Genomic DNA, 20,264 nt, shown 5'->3' on the forward strand with positions numbered 1-20,264 from the left:
GGCACGGTGGTGCGGCACCGGCGTACAAGGGGAGGTCAGGCGCGGGCTGTCGCCAGTTGGGCGTCGGCGTGGCCTTGGAGGTCGTCGAGGTCGCCGACCTCCGCCGGGGGCAGGGCGTCGGGCAGGTCGTCCTCCAGCAGGCGCAGACGGGAGTTCGCCCAGCCGCGGGCCGCCCAGCCCAGCTGCAGCAGTCCGCTGACGACGACGAGCAGCGCCAGCCCGCGTCCCGGGCCGGTGCCGAGCAGCACGCCGACCGTGTCCGCCAGGGCGCCGCCGGGCTCCAGGAGCGGCCTCACGTACCGCTCGGCCAGCGGGCCGACGACCAGGTAGCCGAGCGGCATGGTCAGCATCATCAGCGTCATGAAGATGGCCAGCACCCGGCCCTGGAGTTCGAGGCCGACCTTGGTCTGCACGAGGGCGATCCAGTGGCCGTCGGCCAGGGACTCGCCGAAGGCCAGCAGGAACATCCCGGTCACGATCAGCGGCGGGCTGGCGATACCGACCATGGCCATCGCCAGGCTGGCCACCGCCATGGAGATGATCATGCCGTGCGTCCTGCGGCCGGTGCCGCCCCACAGGCCCATCACCAGGCTGCCGCACAGGCCGCCGATACCGGCCGCGCCGAGTGCCATGCCCAGCATGAGCGGCGACTGCTCGATGAGCAGCATGGGCGTGATGACAGCGAAGCCGAGCGTGTAGAAGGCGTGGTCGATGACGAAGAATCGCAGCGCCGCGCGGAGTCCGGGCCGGCGGGCGATGTAGCGCCAGCCGCCGGTGATCTCCCTGCCGAACGACTCGTCCCGGCGGCGGAAGAGGGTGTCGGGGAAGCGGACCGCCAGGAGCGTCGCGACTCCCGCCGCGAAGCTCGCCACGTCGATCATGATCACGCCGGAGACGCCGATCACCCCGATCAGCCCGGCGCCCATCATGGGCGCGAACACCGTTCCCACGCCCACGCCGAGCTGGCTGATGCCGTTGGCGTGCCCGAGATACCGCTTCGGGACCAGCTGGGCCACCGCGGCCAGGTAGGCGGGCCGCTGGAAGGCGCCCGCGACGGAGGTGACGGACACGGCCAGGTACACCTGCCACATCTGCAGGCCGCGGCCGAGGACCAGCAGGCCGAGCGCGCCCATCGCCAGGCCAGCGACCGCGTCGCTGGTCAGCATGATCACGCGGCGGTTCCAGCGGTCCGCCACCGCGCCGGCCAGCGGTCCGGCGACGATGCCGGGAAGCATGCCCACCGCGTTCACCACGGCGAAGTCGGCGATCGACCCGGTGCGCTGGTAGACCCAGATGCTCAGGACGAGCGTGCTGAGGCTGCTGCCGATCATCGACAGGAACTGGCCCAGCGCCACGACCGCGAAGCGGGACAGGCTCGGCCTGGTGCCCCGCGTGCCCGCCGCCACCGGCCCGGACGACCGGACCGTGCCGCGAGGACCGTCCGGGCCTCGCCGGACTGCCGGCCGGGCCTCGTCCACGGGCGGGCCGTCCACGGGCACCGGCGGTTCCTGCCACCGTTCGGCGTGTTCCACCAGTGTCCGGGCCAGGGGCTCGGAGTGGGTCTTCACGAAGAAGTGGCCCGCCTTCGGCAGCACCGCCAGGGAGACGTCGTCCGCGAAGTGCTCCCACTCGTGATGGCGTTCCTGGTACAGCTCGGTGACCCGGTCGCGGGAGCCCACCACGCTGACCACCGGGGCGCGCAGCCTGGGCGCCGCGAAGTCCTGGTAGGCCTTGGTGTAGAACTCCTCGGCGTCCCGCGCGTCGTGCCGCACGTTGCGCAGCACGAACTGCTCCTGCTCGGGGTCGTCCAGATCGGTGAAACCGCCCCGCGCCCGCAGGTAGGACAGGTACTCCCGGTCGGAGGTGAGCCAGTCGGTGGGCGCCAGCCGGTGCAGCCAGTCGAAGAAGCGCCCGGGGAGCCGCGCCGTGGGGAAACTGGCCCCCAGGCCGACGCCCACCACGTCGACGCCGGCGGCCTCCGCCTGACGGGCGACCTCCAGCGTGACGGCCGTTCCCAGGCAGTGCCCGTAGACCATCACGGGCCCCTTCACCGCGCCGAGTTCCGCCACCACCTTGGCCGCCACCTCGGCGCCCGGCAGCAGCGGGTCGTCCGGCCGGCTGATGTCGTGGCCCGGCAGCTCGACCGCGTACAGCCCCCAGTGCGCGGGCAGTTGCTCGGCCAGTGGCCGGTATGCGACGGCGCTGCCGCCGGAGAAGGGCACCGCGACCACCGTGACGCCGCCCGCGCCCGGATCCGCCTCCTGCGAGGTGAGCCGGTGCAGCAGCGGCGCCGGCTCCTCGCGCCGCTCCTCGCCGCGCTCCGCGCGGTCCGCGAGCAGGGCGGCGAGGCCGCGCACGGTCGGGGTGCGATAAAGCTCCACCAGCGCCAGGCCCGGGTCGATCTGCCGGACGATCCGCAGCGCCGCGAACGAGTCTCCGCCGAGGGAGAAGAAGCTGTCGTCGACGCCGATCGCCGACTCCTCCACGCCCAGCGTCCGCGCCCAGATCGCGGCGATGCGCCGCTCGGCCGCGTTGCGCGGCGCGGTGCGCGCCGGGACGTCGGCGGCGTCGGGCGGGGACGGAAGGGCGCGACGGTCGAGCTTGCCGTTCGGGGTGAGCGGCAGCCGCGGCGGGAACACCACCCGCGCGGGCACCATGTGCGGAGGCAGCGAGGACGCCAGCGCCTCGCGGACCGCCGCCTCGGAGAGCGCGGCGTCCGGTGCCGTCACGAGGTAGCCGACGAGCTGGGCGGCGCCGGAGGGCAGGGTGTGCACCGCGGCCGCGGACCCCGCCGCCCCGGGCAGCGCGCCGAGCGCGGCCTCGACCTCGCCGAGCTCGACCCGGTAGCCGTTCACCTTGACCTGGTCGTCCAGGCGGCCCAGGAAGTCCACGGTGCCGTCGCGGCGGTAGCGCGCGCTGTCCCCGGTCCGGTACATGCGCGCCGTGCCGCCCGCCGCGTCCGGAGCGTACGGGTCGGGGACGAACCGCTCCGCGGTCAGCTCCGGCCGTTCGTGGTAGCCAGGTGACACCCCGGCGCCACCCAGGTGGAGCTCGCCCACCACGCCCGGCGGCACCGGCGCCCCGTACGCGTCCAGCACGTACACCCGGTTGTTGGGGAACGGGCGGCCGATGGGCAGCGGCGCCTCGGCCGGCAGGTCGTCGACGTCGCCGTCGAAGTACACGTTGTCGACGGTGACCTCGGTGACGCCGTACGCGTTGACGACCCGGTTGCCGGGGCCGACGAGGCGCTGCGCCCGCTGGTACTCGCGCACCTGCCACTTCTCGCCGCCGCCGATCAGCAGCCGCACGAAGTCCAGTCGCTCCCCCGCCTGTTCGGCGTGGGCCAGCAGAGCCCGCAGCACGGCCGGCACCAGTTCGGTGCACTGGACCCGCTCGTCGCGCATGAGCGCGTACAGCTCCGCCGGGTCCAGCAGCGTCTCGCGCGGGACGACGACGAGCCGGCCGCCGGTGCAGTGCGCACGCAGCGTCTCGCCCACGAACATGTCGAAGGAGAAGCTGGCGGCCTGCTGGTACGTCCAGTCGGGGTCGAGGTCGTAGGCGCGCTGCCACATGGCCACCGCGTGCACCAGGTTCCGGTGGGTCACCACCACGCCTTTGGGGCGGCCGGTGGAGCCGGAGGTGTAGATGACGTAGGCCGGGTCGTCCGGCGTCCCGACGGGCACCGGGTCGGTGTCCGACGCGGCGTCGAGCAGCACGGCGTCGCGGTCGAGCGCCAGGACGGCCGTGCCCGCGGGCGCGTCGGGGACGCCCGCGAGGCCGAGACGGGTGACCAGCGCCGCCGGGCGGCTGTCGTCGAGCATGTAGCGCAGCCGCTCGCGCGGGTACGCCGGATCCAGCGGCACGTAGGCGCCGCCCGCCTTCAGCACCCCCCACATCGCCGCGAACAGGTCGATCCCGCGGTCCAGACAGATCGCCACCCGCTCGCCGGGGCGCACGCCGCGCTCGCGCAGCAGGTGGGCGACGCGGTTCGCCCTGCGGTTGAGCCAGTCGTAGCCGACGGTCCGCGAACCCGAGGTCAGGGCCGGGGCGTCCGGGCGCCGCGCGACGCAGCGCTCGAACACCTCCTGAAGGCTGCGCGCCGGGGGGATCTCGGCAGCGCTGTCGTTCCAGGTGTGCAGGGCCGTGTGGCGTTCAGCCTCGGTGAGCAGCGGCAGCCGGCCCACCTCGGTGCCGGGTTCCGTCGCCGCGGCATGCAACAGGGTCAGCAGATGGTCCACCAGGGCCTCGACGCGCTCGGCATCGAAGAGTTCGGCCGCGTAGTCGACGGTCAGCACCGCTCCGCCGGCGGGGAAGTCCAGGCCGATGGCGAGGTCCGCCATGGTCGCGGCGGGCGCCTCGTCCCCGGCGTAGGCCACCAGCGGGTCCTGCGGCGCCGCCGTGTTGTGGACGGTGACGCTCACCCGGCTGAGCGGGTCGAGCCGGCCGCCGCCGGGCGGTCGCACCGACGCCGTGATCTCTGGGAGCGGCAGACCCTGGTGCTCCAGGTCACGCAGGACCGCTTCCCGCACCCGGTCCAGCAGTTCCGCGTACGTCGGATTGCCCGTCAGGTCGCCCCTCAGGGGCAGGATGTTGAGGACGGAGCCGACCACGCGGTCCAGCGCGGGGTCCTCGCGTCCCGCCACCGGGGCCAGGACCGTCACGTCGCTGCGGCCGGTGTACCTGCCGAGGACGAGCTGCACGCCCGCCAGGACGACCATGAAGAGGCTGGCCCGGTGCTCCCTGGCGCACGCGTTCAGCAGCGCGAGCGATGCCGGGTCGATGCCGCGGGTGACCCGTCCCGCCCGGTGGGTCGCCACGGTGGGGCGCGGCCGGTCCGCGGGCAGTTCCAGGTCCAGGTCGGCGCCGTCGAGGCGGTCCCGCCAGTACGCGGCGAGCGCGGCGTCACCGGAGGCCGCCGTCCGCCACCGGGCGACCTCCGCAAGACGGTCGGGGGCGGCGTACCGCGGCGTGCGACCCGCACTCAGGTCGCGGTAGATCTCGGCGAGCTCGTCCCCGAGGACGCCCACGGACCAGCCGTCGAAGACCAAGTGGTGTACGGCGATGAGGAGTTCGTCGCCGTCGGGAGTGCGCACCAGCGCCGCACGCGCCAGGGGGCCCCGCTCGAGGTCGGTCCGCTCCGCCACGATCCGCCGGCGCTCCTCTGCCGCCCGCGCCCGCGCCGCCTCCGGCGCCAGGTCCCGCAGGTCGATCGCGCCGAAGGGGATGGTCGCGGACCGGTCGACAGTCGTCACGGGCCCGTCGCCGGCGTAGGGGAACCGGGACACCAGGGCGGGGTGACGTGCGGCCAGTTCGGCGAGGCACCCGGGCAGCAGCTCGGGGCGGACGGGCGCGGCCCAGCGGTAACGGATGCCGAGGGTGTGCACCGGCAGTTCCGGGCTCACCTGCTCGGCCATCCAGAAGTCGCGCTGCAACGCGGTGAGCGGCAGCTGCGACGGCTCGCCGGCCGGACGGTCCGCGCCGGGGTCCGTCGTGGGTTCCGCGGTGATGGACGGGTGGGCCGCGCCATCGGCGGCACGGACGACGTCGGCCACCTCGGCGAGGGTGGGTGCCGCGTAGAGCGCGCTGAGGGTGAGGTCGGTGCCGTGGGAGTGGCGCAGCCGGCTGAGCATGCGGATGGCGGAGAGGGAGTCCCCGCCGAGGCAGAAGAAGTCGTCGGTGGGGCGGATCTCGACGACGCCCAGCAACTCCCGCCACATGGCGGCCACGAGAGTCTCGGGCGTGGAGTCCACGGCATCGTCCGCGACCGGTGCGGACACGGATGGGGCGGCCGCCAGCGCGGCCCGGTCCACCTTGCCCTGCAACGTCAGCGGGAAGGCGGCGTGCAGGGAGAAGACGGCCGGCACGAGGTACCGCGGCAGCCGGGACGCCAGCTCACGACGGACGCCGTCGGTGCCGAGCTCGCCGTCCGCGGTCACCAGATGGGCCACGAGCCGTGGCGCGCCCGCTGCGGCGTCGACGAGGACGACGGCGTCGGTGACGCCGGGCACCTCCCGCAGCGCGCTCTCGACCTCGCCCGGTTCCACGCGGAAACCGCGGATCTTCACCTGCTGGTCGAGCCGGCCCAGGTACTCCAGGCCGCCGTCCGGCAGTTGCCGGACCCGGTCGCCGGACAGGTACTCGCGCCGCCCGTCCGGACCCTCGCGGAACCGGTCCTCGGTCAGGTCCGGCCGGCCGAGGTATCCGGTGGCCACTCCCGCGCCGCCGATGCGCAGTTCCCCCGGCTCACCGCGCGTCGCCGTCGTACCGTCCTCGGCCACGACGCGCACGGTGACGCCCGGCAGCGCGGTGCCGATCGGTACAGGCCCGCCGCGGGACCACGTGGTCAGGTCGGCGGCGGTGGCAACGACCGACGTCTCGGTGGGGCCGTAGGTGTTGAGCAGCCGCACCCGCGTGCCGACCTGCTCCTGCCAGCGGGCGACAGCCTCCGCGTGAACCGCCTCACCGCCGATGATCAACGTTCGCACCGTCGCCGGGAGGGCCGCCTCACCGCGTTCGAGCGCCCCGACGAGTTCATGCCAGTACGCGGTCGGCACATCCAGGACGGTGATGCCGAGCCCGGCACAACGGTCCAGGAAGACGTCGGGACGGCTGATCATGTCGTCGTCCCGGACGACGACCGTGGCGCCGGCGGTGAGCGGCGGGAAGATCTCCTCCACGCTGGCGTCGAAGCTGAGCGACGCGAACTGCAGCACCCGGTCAGTGGGACACAAAGCGTAGCGATCGCGGGCCGCCCGGCAGAAGTGCGTCAGCGCCCGCCGCGGGACGACCACGCCCTTGGGCCGTCCCGTGGAGCCCGAGGTGAAGATGACGTACGCCGGGTCCTCCGGCACCACGGGCGTGCCCGGCGCGGTGGCGGCGCATTCGGCCGCGTGCACCGCGAGCAGTGGCGTCCCCGGGGGCAGGGAGCGGGCGACCCCGTCCATGCCGCCGTCCGGGACCAGGACCACCCGGGGCGCGGCTTCCTCGACCATCACCGCCAGCCGCGCGGCCGGATACCCCGGGTCGAGCGGCAGATAACCGGCCCCGGCCCGCAACACCGCCAGCATCGCCGTGACCGCGTCCCGCCCCCGGGGCAGGCACAGCCCCACGAGGTCCCCGGCACGGACCCCCGACGCCTGCAGCGTCCCGGCCAGCGAGCCGACCGCGGCCAGGAGTTCGGCGTAGGAGGACGAGCCCGTCGCGTCGACCACGGCCGGCGCGTCGGGGGCCCGCGCCGCCTGCTCCTCGATCGCGGCGAGCACGTCCGAGGGCGCTGCCCCGGCTCCGCTCGAGGGGGTGGCCTCGGCCGCCGCGGATCCGCCTGACGCGGCCACGTCCACGGCTGGTGTAGCACGCACACGAACTCCCTCGGAGCTGTCCCTGCACTGGAGGCGCCTCAAAGCGGAACGCCTCGGCGAATTTGGGGGACTGGCGCGACGAAGATGTGAATGATCCCTATCGCCTCACGAGCGATCACATGAACGGGAGCTGGAAATAGGGCAGTTGACGCGAACAGAAATCCGACTGACCTTCACGGATGGGTGTTTTGGCGGCCGCCGTTGCCGGACACCCCGGCCCCGGCCGGAACCCGAAGGCGGTCACGGCCGGGCCGACCGGACAAGGCGCGGCGGTCCGGCCCCTTGCGCGCCCGGACTTCGATGTCCCGCTGTCGGCCTCCGCGTGGATCGCGCCTATGGGCCACGGCTACCCGCACCCCGTGTTCTTCGGCGTCCCGAGCCGGAGCCGGCCGCTGCCCCCGCGCCCGCGGCCCCGGCAGGGATGCCTCGGGGTCCGGGGTGCGGCCCGCACCGGTTCGGCCGAAAGCCGTCGCGATGGGTGACCAGGCGGTGGCTGCCGCCGTCCTCGCCGGTAGACTGCTGTTCCTATGCGCAAGCGCTCCGTCTCGCCGGCTCCCACCGTCAACGATGTGGCACGTATTGCGGGGGTGTCCCGCCAAACGGTCTCCAACGCCCTGAACACACCGGAGCGCTTGCGCCCGGAGACGCTGGACCGCGTACTCCGGGTGATCAAGGAGATCGGCTACGAGCCCAACCGGGCGGCGAGGTCGCTCAGGACCCAGGCGTCGCGGCAGATCGGCTACTGCGTCGAAGTGGGGCGGGATGGCACGTCGAACGTGATACTCGACCGATTCCTGCACGCTCTCGCGGCGGCGGCCCAGGAGGACGGCTACCGCGTGGTGATCTGCGCCGCGCAGGGCTTCCAGGACGAACTGGCGACGTACGACGAGATGCTCCGCACCTCCAGCGTCGACGCGTTCATACTGTCCCGGCTGGACCCCGGCGATCCCCGTCCGGCATGGCTCGCCTCACGGAACGCCCCGTTCGTGGGCTTCGGCCGGGCACCTCATGCCCCGCCCGGGCAGCTGTGGGTCGATGTGGACGGCGCGGCCGGCGTCGGTGCGGCCGTGGACCACCTCGTGGCCAGAGGTCACCGGGAGATCGCATTCCTCGGGATGGAGGAGGGCAGCGGGCCGGGACAGGACCGGCTGCTCGGATGGCGCCTGGCCATGGGCCGGCACGGCCTGGTCGCCCGCGACTGCGCACGCTCGCCGGACACGATCGACGAAGGCGCTGTTGCTGCCGCTGAGCTGCTGCGCGCACGGCCCCGCCCCACCGCGGTGGTGGCGGCCAGTGACACCCTGGCGCTGGGGTGTTACACGGCGGTCCGGGAACTGGGGCTCGCCATCGGGCGGGACGTGGCTGTGGTCGGCTTCGACGACTCCCCCGCCGCCGCGCTCGTCCAGCCTTCGCTGACCACGCTGCGGCAGCCGTTGACCGAGGTCGGGCGCGCGGTGATCAGGCTGCTGACCGCCCGGCTCGCCGGAGGCCCTCCCGCCGCCTCCGAATACGTGCTGTTCGCGCCCGAGTTGATCGTCCGTGGGAGTTCCTGAGCCTCGCGGCAACCCACTCGCCGCCGCTGCGCGGGTTCTGCGGGACGGGTAGTTGAGCGTCGGCGGGAGCAACCGAGGGTCCTCCGCGCGGAACATCACGGAAACGTTGAGGAAACTTCCCCTAGTCAGGTGGCCCACCACATGGCATAGTCCTGCGCGTCGCAGTTTTGATCGTTCAACTTTTCGGGATGCCGACGACGGTTCGAGTTCGGCACCCGGATCCCTGTACGTCAGCGACCGCCGGTCGGGCGCGTGTCCGCCGCCGCTGCCCGTCCTCCGCGCGAGGTCGGCGCTGCGGGTGACGGCACCCGCCCACGCACACCGGCCGGTCGCACTGCGCGGCCCGACCGTACGACCCGCTTGACCGAAGGAGGCAGGGTGACAACCCCTCACCCACCTGCCCTGCACGACCTGGTGACGGTGCTGCGCGCCCCCGCCGCCGCACTCACCGGATCGGACGGCCAGCTGCGTGCGGGCGGCGCGGACGGCTACTACGGCGACGACCGCCGACTGCTCTCCCGGCTGGAGGTCGAGATCGTCGAAGCAGAGGTACGGCCGGTGGGCCGGTCACTGACCCGGTCGGCGCAGGCCCGGTTCACCGCCGTCGTGCAGCCGGCCGACGCGGACGTGACCGACGCGGACCTGATGCTGGACCGCCACCGGGCGCTGACGCACAGCGGCCTCGCGGAGCACCTGCGGCTGCGCACCTTCGGCGACGCACCCCTGCGCCTGCGCGTGCTGGTACGCGCCGAGTCCGATCTGGCCCCCGTGCACGAAATCCGGACGGGCGAGCGCATCCGCCCCGTCCCCCCGATCGCCGCCGGCGGCGAGGTGCGCTGGGACCGCGACGGCACCGGAGTCGTCCTGACCGCGGAGCCGGCGCCGGCCGAATGCCGGGTGGAGAACGGAACGGCCGTCCTGTGCTTCGAGGCCGACCTGCCGCCCGCAGGCTCCTGGTCGCTGTCGCTTCGCGTGTGCGCATCGCCCGGCACCGGCCCCGCAGGCACTTCCGAGCGCGCGCCGCGGACCGTCTTCGGCGCGCCCAGCGAGTCGCTGCCCCTGCCCTGGGCCGCACCCGCGCAGGCGCCGGTCGACCACCGCCGGGCTCGACTGCTGCAGCGCAGCCTCGACGACCTGCGGTCCATGCTGCTGTCCGACCCTCTCGATCCGCGGGACCGGTTCCTCGCCGCCGGGAGTCCCTGGTACTTCACCCTCTTCGGACGCGATTCGCTCTGGTCCGCCCGGATGCTGCTGCCCCTGGGCACCGCGGTCTCCGGCGGGACGCTGCGCACCCTCGCCCGCAGGCAGGGCCGGCGGGACCTGCCCGAGGCGGAGGAGCAGCCCGGGAAGATCCTCCACGAGGCGCGCCCGGAGCCGCTGCGACTGGGCAGCCTCACCTTGCCACCGCTGTACTACGGCACGGTCGACGCCACGGCGCTGTGGGTGCGCCTGCTGCACGACGCCTGGCGGGCGGGCCTGCCCGAGGCCGAGGTCGCCGAGCTGCTGCCGCACCTGCGGAAGGCCCTGCGGTGGATCACCGAGGCAGCAGACACCGACGGGGACGGGTTCCTCGAGTACCGGGCCACCGCCCCGGGCAGCCTGGCGAACCAGGGCTGGAAGGACTCCCATGACGGGGTGCGCTGGTCCGACGGACGGCTCGCGGAGGCGCCGCTGGCGCTGTGTGAGGTCCAGGGCTACGCGCATGCCGCCGCCGTACAGGGCGCGGACCTGCTGGAGAGCTTCGGTGCCGGCGGAACGGAGCAGCTGCGGGAGTGGGCGGCCCGGCTGCGTGAGCGTTTCCGCGAGGCCTACTGGGTCTGCGACGACGTCGGACCCTATCCGGCGATCGCCTTGGACGGAGCCAAGCGGCCGGTGGACGGAGCCTCCTCCAACATGGCCCATCTGCTCGGCACCGGGCTGCTTTCCCCCGACGAGGCGGCGACGGTCGCCCGCAGACTGTCCGCGCCGGACATGGACTGCGGGTTCGGACTGCGAACCCTCTCCTCCACCAGCGCCGCCTTCAACCCGATGAGCTACCACTGCGGCAGCGTCTGGCCGCACGACACGGCCATCGCCGTGCTCGGGCTGGCCGCCGAGGGCCACCACGAGGTGGCCCGCTCACTCGCGAACGGAGTGGTCGAGGCCGCGGAACGCTTCGAGTACCGGCTGCCGGAGCTGTACGGAGGGGTCTCGGCGGCCGACGGCGCGCCGCTGCCCGCCTATCCCGCGGCCTGCCGTCCCCAGGCCTGGGCGGCCGCGGGGGCGGTGGCGGTCGTCGGGTACCTGGAGAGCCCGGCCGGGACGGCCTCTCCGGGCGGCAGCCCCGCGCAGGCGGGGAACGCCCCGGGCGCTCCCGGTAGCGCCTGACGGCCGGATGCCGGCCCATTTCGCAGCCACGAACACGATTCGATTTCTCACTGCCACACCATTCGAAATGTGCGCTGACAAGCGCTGCTCAACGAGGAGCAAGGGAATGACCAGCCGAAGAATTCTGCAGGCGGCCGCTGTCGCCGCGGCCGCCGCACTCGCCGTCACCGCGTGCAGCAGCAACGGGACCGACAAGAGCGCGGAAAAGCAGGGCTCCGATGACCGCGGTCCCGTGACCCTGGCCACCGGAAAGGACACCTCCGGCAATCTGCAGAGCCTGATCGACGAGTGGAATTCCGCCCACCCGAAGGAAAAGGTCACCATCACCGAACTGCCGACCTCCGCGGACGCGCAGCGCCAGCAGATGGTGCAGAACGCCCAGGTGAAGTCGGCCGCGTACTCGGTGCTCGGCCTCGACGTGACCTGGACCGCCGAGTTCGCCGCCAACCGCTGGATCGACGAACTCCCGGCCTCTGACTTCCCGCTGGACGGCCTGCTGCCGTCCGCCGTCGACACCGCGAAGTACCGCGGCAAGGTGTACGCGGCCCCGTACCAGTCCAACGGCGGGATGCTCTTCTACCGCTCCGACCTGCTGAAGAAGGCCGGGGTCCAGGCGCCGACCACCTGGGGCGAGCTGGCGGACGCCTGCAAGAAGGTCCTGAAGCTCCACGAGGCCCACGGGATGAGCTGCTACGGCGGCCAGTTCGACAAGTACGAGGGCCTGACCGTCAACTTCTCCGAGGCGGTCCAGTCCGCCGGCGGTGAGCTGTTCGACGACAGCGGCAAGCCCACCGCCGACACCCCCCAGGTCAAGGCGGGCCTGAAGTGGCTCGTGGACGGCTTCAAGGACGGCACCTTCCCGAAGGAGGCACTGACCTATCAGGAGGAGAACGGCCGCGAGGCCTTCCAGGCGGGCAAGCTGGTCTTCCTGCGCCAGTGGCCGTACGTGTGGAACCTCGCCAACCAGACCGACGGCTCGTCGAAGGTCGCGAACAAGTTCGGTGTGGCGCCACTGCCGGGACTGAACGGTCCGGGTTCCTCCACCCTGGGCGGGCTGAACCTGGCCGTGTCGACGTTCGCGAAGCACAAGGCGTCCGCACGGGACTTCATCAAGTTCCTGACGGCGGAGAAGGCCCAGCGCTCCAACCTGCTCAACGCGGCGGTCGCGCCGACCCGGGCGGACCTGTACGCCGAGCCCGAGCTGCAGCGGAAGTTCCCCTATCTCGCCACGCTCGGCAAGTCGATCGAGAGTGCGCGGCCGCGGCCGAAGGCCGTGCGTTACGGCGACGTCACCACGGCCATCCAGGACGCCGTCTATCCGGTGATCTCCGGAAAGGCGAACGCCGACACCGCGCTGGCCGACCTGCAGAAGAAGCTGGAGCAGATCACCGCGGAGTGAGTCGTCCCGGGCCGGGCACGCACCGCGATCGCGCGTGTCGCGTGCCCGGCCGGGACGCCCGGCGTTCCCCCGACGAAGGACATATCGTGACCACCACCATCCCGGCGGCCGGCGCGCGCCGCCCTGTCCCCAGACTCCGCAAGGGCCGGGGGGACGGACGCCTCGCGGCGGTCCTGCTCTCACCCACCCTCCTCGTCCTCGGCCTGGTCATCGCCTACCCGCTGGTGGCAGCCGTCAGGGCCTCCCTCTTCCAGGAGAGCCAGGGCCTCGACGCCGACGGCTTCGTGGTGGAAGGAGAGCAGTTCACGGGCCTGCGCAACTACACGGACGCGTTCACCGGGACCAACGCCCCGGTGTTCTGGAACGCCTTCTGGAACACCACGTTCTTCACGGTCACCACCGTGACGATCGAGGTGGTCGTGGGTCTCGCGATGGCCCTGGTCATGAACCAGGCCCTACGCGGGCGCGCTATCGTCCGCGCGTCCATCCTGGTGCCCTGGGCGATCCCCACCGCCGTCTCCGCGCTGCTGTGGCGGTGGGTCTTCGACGTGAACGGGGTCGCCAACGCCTTGCTCGGCCAGAAGATCCTGTGGACCGCGGACGGGTGGCAGTCGAAGCTGGCGGTGATCGTCGCCGACACCTGGAAGACCGCGCCGTTCATCGGCCTGCTGGTGCTCGCCGGTCTTCAGCTGATACCCCGTGAGCTCTACGAGGCGGTCCGGGTCGACGGCGCCGGCCCCTGGCGCCAGTTCCGCAGCATCACGCTGCCGCTGGTCAAGCCCACTTTGCTGATCGCCGTCCTGTTCCGCATCCTGGACGCGCTGCGCATGTTCGACCTGCCGTTCGTCCTGATCGGCGGGCACAAGCACGAGGTGGAGACGCTGGCGATGCTCGCGTACTACGAGGCCGGCAACGTGCGTTACGGCCCGGCCGCCGCCTACGCCACCCTCCTGTTCGGATATGTCGTCATCGTGGCGTTCGCGTTCGTGAAGCTGCTCGGCGCGGACCTGATCGGCGAGGCCAGAGCCCGTCGGCGCACCGCCCGCACCACCCGGACGCCCGCCCCGGCACGAAAGGCCACCACCGCATGACCGCCGCCGACCACCCCGTACCCGCCCCGGCTCGGCGGCTTCGCCCGGCGGCCCTGCTGCGGACCGCGGGCATCGCCGCCATCGTCGTGTACTGCCTCGCGCCGTTCTACTGGATGGTCGTCTCCAGCCTGCGGCGCCCGACCGACCAGTTCCAGCTCTCGCCGCTCCCCCGGCCGTGGTCCGGCGCCAACTTCGCCGCCGTCTTCAGGCCCGACGTCGGCTTCCAGCGCTCGCTGCTCAACAGCCTGGTGGTGGCCGGTGTGACCACCGTGCTCACGCTGCTGGTCGGCACCGTCGCGGCCTACGCGCTGGCCCGTCTGGAATTCCGCTTCAAGGGGCTTGTCGCGGGAATCATCATCGCCACGTCCATGTTCCCCGGGATCTCGCTCATCGTCCCGCTGCTGAAGCTCTTCTCGGACATCGGATGGATCAACACCTACCAGGCGATGGTCGTCCCCAGTATGTCCTTCGCCCTTCCGCTGGCCGTGTGGACGCTCACCGCGTTCTTCCGCCAGCTGCCGGCGGAACTCGAGCAGGCCGCCATGGTGGACGGCTGTACGCGAGGGCAGGCATTCCGGAAGGTCATCATCCCCATCGCCGCCCCGGGCATCTTCACCACGGCGATCATCACCTTCATCGCGGCCTGGAACGAGTTCATCATCGCCCTTTCCATGGTCAACGAGAAGTCGATGCAGACGGCGACCGTCGCCATCTCCCGCTTCACCGGCGCCTACCGCTTCGACCAGCCGTACGGCACGCAGATGGCGGCCGGTGTCCTGGTCACGATCCCGCTTGTCATCGCCGTACTCGTCTTCCAGCGGCGCATCATCGCCGGACTGACCGCCGGCGGCGTGAAGTAGGGCGCTGTTCCCCCGACGCCGCGAACGCACCCTGCTCCGAAGCGGGAGAACCCCGAGTTGGCTTGTCAGGGCCGGCACCATGGAGCCAGACAATTTACGGCCAGGAACAGGACGGAGGCCGCGCGCCCGGATCAGGGCCGCAGGGCGGCGAGCCGGTCGAGGTCCTCGGCGCTGGGCCGAGCGGGGAAGAATTGTCGGTATGAGGCTGATCAGCGAACGAGACGAGCGACGACAAGAAGGACGGCACGGTCGCGCCGGCCGGCCGCAAGGGTCGCATGGACCCGGGATGCGGGCGCGGTGGCAGCCCTACGCAGGTGCTGCGATGGCGACAGCCGCCGCAGCGGCAGCGGGCGCCGCAGCGGTCAAACCGGACAGCGCTTGGTACACGGGGCTGCTGAAACCGCGGTGGCACCCGCCGTCCTGGGCGTTCGGCGCCGTCTGGACGCCCTTGTACGCCGGCGTCGCATGGGCTGCCGGCCGTGCCTTCGACCGGGCCAGGGGCCGGGAACGTGACCGGCTGGCGGCTTCCTTGGCAGTGAACCTTTCCCTGAACGCGGCTTGGAGCTGGCTGTTTTTTGCCGCCCGCAGCCCTCGGGCCGGATTGGTCGGCACCCTGTTGCTGGACGTCAGCACCCTGGAGCTCATTCGAACCACATCCCGTACCGACCGGGGCGCGGCCACGGCGCTCTTTCCCTACTCGGCATGGTGCTGGTTCGCCACCGCCCTGAACGCCAGGATCGCCCAGCTCAATCACCGCTCCCGATCGCCGCAGCACTGACTCACGGCACTTGTGCGGCCGGCATTCACGTTCCGCCAGGACCGACCGCCCTGCCGGACGGCACCGCGAATCCACCGCCCGGCCGGGTTGCGGGCCTGCCGCTCAGGTGGCGATCCGGTAGCGGCCCAGGAGGAGCTGGAGGAGTTCATCGGCGATGCCCTCCAGGGAGGCGTCGACCCAGCCGACGACCCAGTCGTGCATGAGCCCGTTGACAGCGCCGATGAAGGCTGCGGCGGCGATGGCGTAGTCGCCGGGGCGGATCTCGCCGCGGGCGACGGCGTCGTCGGTGATGGCGCGGAAGAGGTCGATCCAGCGGGCACGGCGCTCCAGTCGCTGGAGGTCGATGCGGGGGCTCACACCGACGACCTCCACGTAGGCGATCCTGGCGTACCGCCGGTCGGAGGCCGCCCCCTTGACGTAGGCGCGGAGCATTCGGGTGATCCGCTCGGCCAGCGGGAGGTCCTGGATCTCGGGCAGGACGCCGAAGACGGCTTCCTGGGCGGCGTCGTTGACGATCAGGTGCAGTTCGGCGAGCAGGTCCTCGACGCTCTGGAACTCCTCGTAGAACTGACGGCTCGACAGGCCCGCCTCCTTGCACAGCGCGGCCAGCCGCGTCCCACGGTAGCCCGGCTCCCCGCCGAACATCTCCAGGCCCGCCTCCAGGAAACGGGCGCGACGCTCCGCCTGCCGCTGAGCGGCGTCCTTGCCCCTGTACCGGCCTTCCGCCGGGGTGAACCTGCCCGCCACCATGCCCTCCGATCGGCGATGAGGAGATTTTCCCCCACGCGGGGTTGTGAGGGGGCCCCACCGCTACCTACCATCCGGTAACACACTCTGAACTTGGGCGGTTTCGAAGTTCAAACCAGCGCTGCCGCGAGGCCCACGAAGCCGCGCGGCGCATCGCCCGGCCATGCCCAGGAAGACCAGTGCGAACACTGTGCGCCGCCCTCCTCGCACGTGAGAGCGGCCCGGTGGGCTCAACTCCTCGGTTCCCCTCAGCCACCAACCCCCTGGAGCCCCCACATGCGCCACTTGTCCCGCCCCGTCGGGCAAAGAGCCCTGCTCGCGTTAGGTGCCGTCACCGCGGTCGTCGCGGCCTGCATCTCGGCCCCCGCCTCCGCGCAGGCATCCCCGGCCCTGCAGGAGGTGATGTTCGTCGGCAACAACTGGGAGGGCACCGCGACCGTCATCAAGGCCCGCGGGGACTTCGCCAGGATCGGCCGCATCAACGTCATCCCCGACAAGGATCGGCGGCTGGCCGAGATCTATCTCAACCCCATCAAATTGATCTACTTCCTCGGCATCCGCGAGACCGTGGGCGAGGGCCACGACCAGTTCGTCGACGACATGTACGCCACCCCCGACGGCACCGCCCTGGTCGCCTCCCGCCCGAGCTTCGCCGACGTCGTCTCCATCGACCTCGCGACGGGCGACGTCAAGTGGCGCTTCCCGGTATCGGGATACCGCTCGGACCACATGGCGGTCTCCCCCGACGGCACCCGCGTGGCCGTGTCAGCGTCCACGTCCAACACCGTCCACGTCCTCGACATCAACACCGGACGGGAACTCGGGAAGTTCACCACCGGCGACAAGCCGCACGAGAACATCTTCAGCAGGGACGGCAGGTACCTCTGGAACATGTCGATCGGCGAGGTCAACAACGACTTCGACGCCCCCTGGCAGGACTTCCTCAAGGGCGACCGGAAGATCACGATCGCGGACACGTCCACCTTCCAGGTCGTCAAGACGATCGACATGCGTACCCGCCTCGACGCCGCCGGCCGCAGCGACCTGTCGGACGCCGTCCGCCCGGCCGCCCTCACCCCGGACGATTCCAAGCTCTACTTCCAGGTCTCGTTCTTCAACGGCCTCGCCGAGTACGATGTCGCCACCGACAAGATCACCCGGGTCAAGACGCTGCCCGAGAACCCGGACACCAGTGACGACCGCACCACCTACGTCAACGACTCCCGCCACCACGGCCTGTCCATGAGCCCGGACGGCACCAAGCTCTGCGTCGCCGGAACCATGGACGACTACGCCACCGTCGTCGACCGCGCCACTCTCGCAGAGGGCCCGCTCGTCCCCGCGGCCAAGCCCTACTGGGCCACCGTCAGCGGCGACGGCACCGCCTGCGTCATCTCCGAAAGTGACGCCGACCAGGTCACCGCCATCAGTTTCGCCACCGGCCAAAAGATCGCCTCGGTCCCGGTCGGCGACCATCCCCAGCGCGTGCGACTGGCCCACATCCCCGTCGGCTGGACCGGCCTTACCGGCTGACCTCGACGGCGGGGCGGGGTCACACACGGGCTGGCCACCCGCTACGGCAAGACCCCGACAGCTACCTGGCCGGGCTCTACCCACACCGCGCCGTCATCCGGCTCCGATGCTTCCCACCGAGGCCTTGGATCGGAACTCAGAACAAGCCCGGGCTGTGGCCTTCCCCCCGAAGGGCCCTGGCGCGCCGGCGCCGGAGCCCTTCGGAACGGTCACGCGCGCATACCCGGTAGGCGACAGTCCTTACTCACCCGTCCCTGGATTGATCACGCTGGCGCCGCCTTCCCGCTGAGGCACTCAACGCCTGGCGAGCCCGACCGCCTACGGGGCCACCCACCCCCGGAGAGCCTCCGCGACTGCCCGGACGTCCAGCGCGTCCCGGTCGATGCGCGCTGCCAGCTCCGCCGCTTCCTTCGCGCTCACGGTCACGATGGCTCCGCTCGCCGTCAGGTATGCCGCCGCCACCACCGCGCCGAACAGCTCGTTGGCGTGCTCCAGCGCCGGCACCCGGATGAGCTGGTGCATGAGCGCGGCCGCTCGGTGGTGCGCCTCCGTGTACACAGGGGTCTCCATCACCCTGTCCGCGTGCCTGGCCACGGCTCCCGCCAACGATCCGAAGTCGGTGATGTCGGGGTCCCCGGGCATGTTCCGGTGCGCGAGGTCCAGCAGCCAGGCCCGGTCGATGTGGACGATCACGCAGCGGCCCCGGCGCCGTCGCCGGCCTTCGGGTGCCCGAACTGCTCGGCGAAGGTGTCGCCCCAGGCGTCGGCGAAGTGCGCGCCCGCGCCCAGGAACCGGTGCCGCAGGTCGTTCGCCTCGTCCGCCAGGACCTGGCGGGCGTAGTCCGCCACGCTCATGCCGACGGCCGCCGCCCGCGCCTCGATCCCCGCCGCCGTCTCCGCGTCCACCCGCACGTTGATCTGCTTCTGGCTGCTCATGGCAATACGGTAGCGGACCGTACGTCCTGCTACAGCTCTTTGCCGACATCAACGGGGCGGCGCGCACGCCGTCAGACAGGGGCTGGGGCCACAGCGGCGCGGGTCGGATGCCCCCGCCGGGCTGCCGCCGACCCGCGGTCTCCCCACGCCGACCGGCCGTGAGCGGGGCTCGAAGCCCGTTCCACGGCACCTGGGCCCCCGGACAAGTGGCCCAAGATTCTTTCGGCGCAGTGGCCCAGCTGAACGGGCCGCCGCGGAGTTACGGTCGGGATGTGACAACCGCTGTCGGCCACGGGCTGCGCCTTGTTCGGCCACTCAGTGCACTCGGCGCCCGAGCAGTCGGTGAGCCTCGGAGCCATGCGGCCGCTGTCCGAGGTGCCCGCCGCGTTCGCCCGCGACAAGCGCACGCCCGCAGGACGATCATCCGCGTCACGGAAGACTGAATCAGGAGACCCATCGTGATGGAAATGCGAATCGCCGGTGGGCTGCTCGCCGTCGCCACGCTGGTAACGGCCACGGCCTGCTCGGCCTCCAACGAGCCCGCCCATGCCAAGGTGGCGGCGACGGTCGCGGCATCGACACGCCCCTCCGATATCTTCAAGCCGCTGCTTCAGCAGGCGCTTCCGAATGTGAACGGCAAGACGTTCACCTCGGCGGTCGTCGACTTGCCGCCCAACGCGATCGCGCTGCCGCACCGGCACGGCCAGGCGTTCGTCTACGCCTACGTCCTCGAAGGCACCGTGCGCAGCAAGCTCGACGACAAGCCCGTGAGCACCTACCACCAGGGCGAGAACTGGGTCGAGCAGCCGGGCGCCCACCACGTCCTCACCGAGAACGCCAGCCGAACCAAGCAGGCCAAGCTTCTGGTCGTCTTCGTCTCCGACACCGGAGACAAGCTCAAGGTCGACGATCCGAAGTCGTAGCCCGGAAGACGCGGCGGGCGGCGACGCTCGCACGCACTATGACTTCCGCCGGAACTCATACCACCAGCCATCAAGACGCGCCCCGCGACATGCACGGCGCACGACACACGAAGGAATCAAACAAACCATGACCGACACCCAGCGGGTCAATATCGGCAAGCAGTACCCGGCCGCCTACAAGACCCTCATCGCCTTGTCGTCGGAGGTGGAAGAGGCTGCCGCTGCTGCGGGACTCGACCCGCTCCTGGTCGAGCTGTTGAGGATCCGCACCTCTCAGATCAACGGCTGCGCGTTCTGCCTGCGCATGCACACCGGCGACGCCCTCAAGAAGGGCGAGAACCCCGACCGGATCGCCGTCCTGCCCGCATGGGAAGAGACCGGCTACTTCTCCGAGACCGACCGTGCCGCCCTGCGCCTGACCGAGGCGATCACCCTCGTACCGGACGGACACGTCCGCGACGAGGACTACAACGCCGCAGCGGCCGTACTCACCGCGGACCAGATCTCGGCGGTCGCCTGGCTGGCCACGGTGATGAACGCCTTCAACCGCGTCGCGATCACCAGCCGGTACCCCGTCGGCACCTGACCTCGAAGGTGCACACGGCGGTCGTGATCAGGGACTCCGTCACCGCGTACCGCCGATGTCCCTGGCGCCATGACCGTCCTGTTCGTCGTGGTTTCCGTGGCGGTGGTGGTCCCGGCAGTCGCCGCCCCGCACGG

General features: G+C 71.7%; 13 protein-coding genes. 9 read left to right on the forward strand and 4 right to left on the reverse strand.

From position 1 onward, the window contains the following. Positions 1–35 precede the first annotated feature (35 nt). Positions 36–7,358, reverse strand: coding sequence for a non-ribosomal peptide synthetase/MFS transporter (locus AC3EUJ_RS24910; protein ID WP_431964951.1), 7,323 nt, complete (start codon positions 7,356–7,358; stop codon positions 36–38). 569 nt (positions 7,359–7,927) lie between these two features. On the opposite strand from AC3EUJ_RS24910, the gene AC3EUJ_RS24915 reads away from it, so the two are divergent. The 6 genes from AC3EUJ_RS24915 to AC3EUJ_RS24940 all read left to right on the forward strand — a co-directional run bounded on the left by AC3EUJ_RS24915 (position 7,928) and on the right by AC3EUJ_RS24940 (position 15,406). Beyond that, positions 7,928–8,911 (forward strand): LacI family DNA-binding transcriptional regulator, encoded by a 984-nt coding sequence (locus AC3EUJ_RS24915; RefSeq protein WP_431964953.1) that lies wholly within the window; start codon positions 7,928–7,930, stop codon positions 8,909–8,911. A 378-nt stretch (positions 8,912–9,289) separates the two neighbouring features. Beyond that, entirely contained in the window at positions 9,290–11,278 is a 1,989-nt protein-coding gene (locus AC3EUJ_RS24920) for a glycogen debranching N-terminal domain-containing protein (protein ID WP_431964955.1), read from the forward strand. Positions 11,279–11,384: 106 nt separating this feature from the next. Beyond that, positions 11,385–12,677: an ABC transporter substrate-binding protein gene (locus AC3EUJ_RS24925; protein WP_431964957.1), complete on the forward strand. Its 1,293-nt coding sequence runs from the start codon at positions 11,385–11,387 to the stop codon at positions 12,675–12,677. Positions 12,678–12,763: 86 nt separating this feature from the next. Beyond that, positions 12,764–13,768 (forward strand): carbohydrate ABC transporter permease, encoded by a 1,005-nt coding sequence (locus tag AC3EUJ_RS24930; RefSeq protein ID WP_431964959.1) that lies wholly within the window; start codon positions 12,764–12,766, stop codon positions 13,766–13,768. Then, the gene (locus tag AC3EUJ_RS24935) at positions 13,765–14,628 is read left to right on the forward strand and encodes a carbohydrate ABC transporter permease (protein ID WP_431964961.1); all 864 of its coding nucleotides are present in this window, start codon (positions 13,765–13,767) and stop codon (positions 14,626–14,628) included. The genes AC3EUJ_RS24930 and AC3EUJ_RS24935 overlap by 4 nt, the downstream gene beginning before the upstream one ends. 322 nt (positions 14,629–14,950) lie before the next feature. Then, positions 14,951–15,406, forward strand: coding sequence for a TspO/MBR family protein (locus AC3EUJ_RS24940; protein ID WP_431964963.1), 456 nt, complete (start codon positions 14,951–14,953; stop codon positions 15,404–15,406). 102 nt (positions 15,407–15,508) lie between these two features. Here AC3EUJ_RS24940 and AC3EUJ_RS24945 read toward each other — a convergent pair whose 3' ends face one another. After that, positions 15,509–16,156, reverse strand: coding sequence for a TetR/AcrR family transcriptional regulator (locus AC3EUJ_RS24945; RefSeq protein ID WP_431964965.1), 648 nt, complete (start codon positions 16,154–16,156; stop codon positions 15,509–15,511). Between the two features lie 273 nt (positions 16,157–16,429). Here AC3EUJ_RS24945 and AC3EUJ_RS24950 point away from each other — a divergent pair, with 273 nt between their 5' ends. Then, a complete protein-coding gene (locus tag AC3EUJ_RS24950) occupies positions 16,430–17,686 on the forward strand; it encodes a YncE family protein (protein ID WP_431964966.1) in 1,257 nt (418 codons plus the stop codon). Positions 17,687–18,004: 318 nt separating this feature from the next. Here AC3EUJ_RS24950 and AC3EUJ_RS24955 read toward each other — a convergent pair whose 3' ends face one another. Both AC3EUJ_RS24955 and AC3EUJ_RS24960 read right to left on the reverse strand, forming a co-directional pair. Next, positions 18,005–18,379 carry a fic family toxin-antitoxin system, toxin component gene (locus tag AC3EUJ_RS24955; RefSeq protein WP_431964968.1) on the reverse strand — a complete coding sequence of 125 codons (375 nt, stop codon included), beginning with the start codon at positions 18,377–18,379 and terminating at the stop codon, positions 18,005–18,007. After that, entirely contained in the window at positions 18,376–18,621 is a 246-nt protein-coding gene (locus AC3EUJ_RS24960; RefSeq protein WP_431964970.1) for a plasmid mobilization protein, read from the reverse strand. Before AC3EUJ_RS24960 ends, AC3EUJ_RS24955 begins: the two co-directional genes overlap by 4 nt. Positions 18,622–19,082: 461 nt before the next feature. Between AC3EUJ_RS24960 and AC3EUJ_RS24965 the strand changes: the two genes are divergently transcribed. Both AC3EUJ_RS24965 and AC3EUJ_RS24970 read left to right on the forward strand, forming a co-directional pair. Beyond that, positions 19,083–19,544 carry a cupin domain-containing protein gene (locus AC3EUJ_RS24965; RefSeq protein ID WP_431964992.1) on the forward strand — a complete coding sequence of 154 codons (462 nt, stop codon included), beginning with the start codon at positions 19,083–19,085 and terminating at the stop codon, positions 19,542–19,544. Between the two features lie 127 nt (positions 19,545–19,671). Next, positions 19,672–20,130, forward strand: a complete 459-nt coding sequence (locus tag AC3EUJ_RS24970) for a carboxymuconolactone decarboxylase family protein (protein WP_431964972.1) — start codon at positions 19,672–19,674, stop codon at positions 20,128–20,130. Positions 20,131–20,264: the final 134 nt, after the last annotated feature.

It is taken from the genome of Actinacidiphila sp. bgisy160, assembly GCF_057707815.1.

Excerpts from the sequence above, each read along its gene's own strand:
- AC3EUJ_RS24925 (WP_431964957.1), top strand. The coding sequence starts at position 11,385 with ATGACCAGCCGAAGAATTCTGCAGGCGGCCGCTGTCGCCGCGGCCGCC.
- AC3EUJ_RS24935 (WP_431964961.1), top strand. The coding sequence starts at position 13,765 with ATGACCGCCGCCGACCACCCCGTACCCGCCCCGGCTCGGCGGCTTCGC.
- AC3EUJ_RS24940 (WP_431964963.1), top strand. The coding sequence starts at position 14,951 with ATGGCGACAGCCGCCGCAGCGGCAGCGGGCGCCGCAGCGGTCAAACCG.
- AC3EUJ_RS24945 (WP_431964965.1), bottom strand. The coding sequence starts at position 16,156 with ATGGTGGCGGGCAGGTTCACCCCGGCGGAAGGCCGGTACAGGGGCAAG.
- AC3EUJ_RS24950 (WP_431964966.1), top strand. The coding sequence starts at position 16,430 with ATGCGCCACTTGTCCCGCCCCGTCGGGCAAAGAGCCCTGCTCGCGTTA.
- AC3EUJ_RS24960 (WP_431964970.1), bottom strand. The coding sequence starts at position 18,621 with ATGAGCAGCCAGAAGCAGATCAACGTGCGGGTGGACGCGGAGACGGCG.
- AC3EUJ_RS24965 (WP_431964992.1), top strand. The coding sequence starts at position 19,083 with ATGGAAATGCGAATCGCCGGTGGGCTGCTCGCCGTCGCCACGCTGGTA.
- AC3EUJ_RS24970 (WP_431964972.1), top strand. The coding sequence starts at position 19,672 with ATGACCGACACCCAGCGGGTCAATATCGGCAAGCAGTACCCGGCCGCC.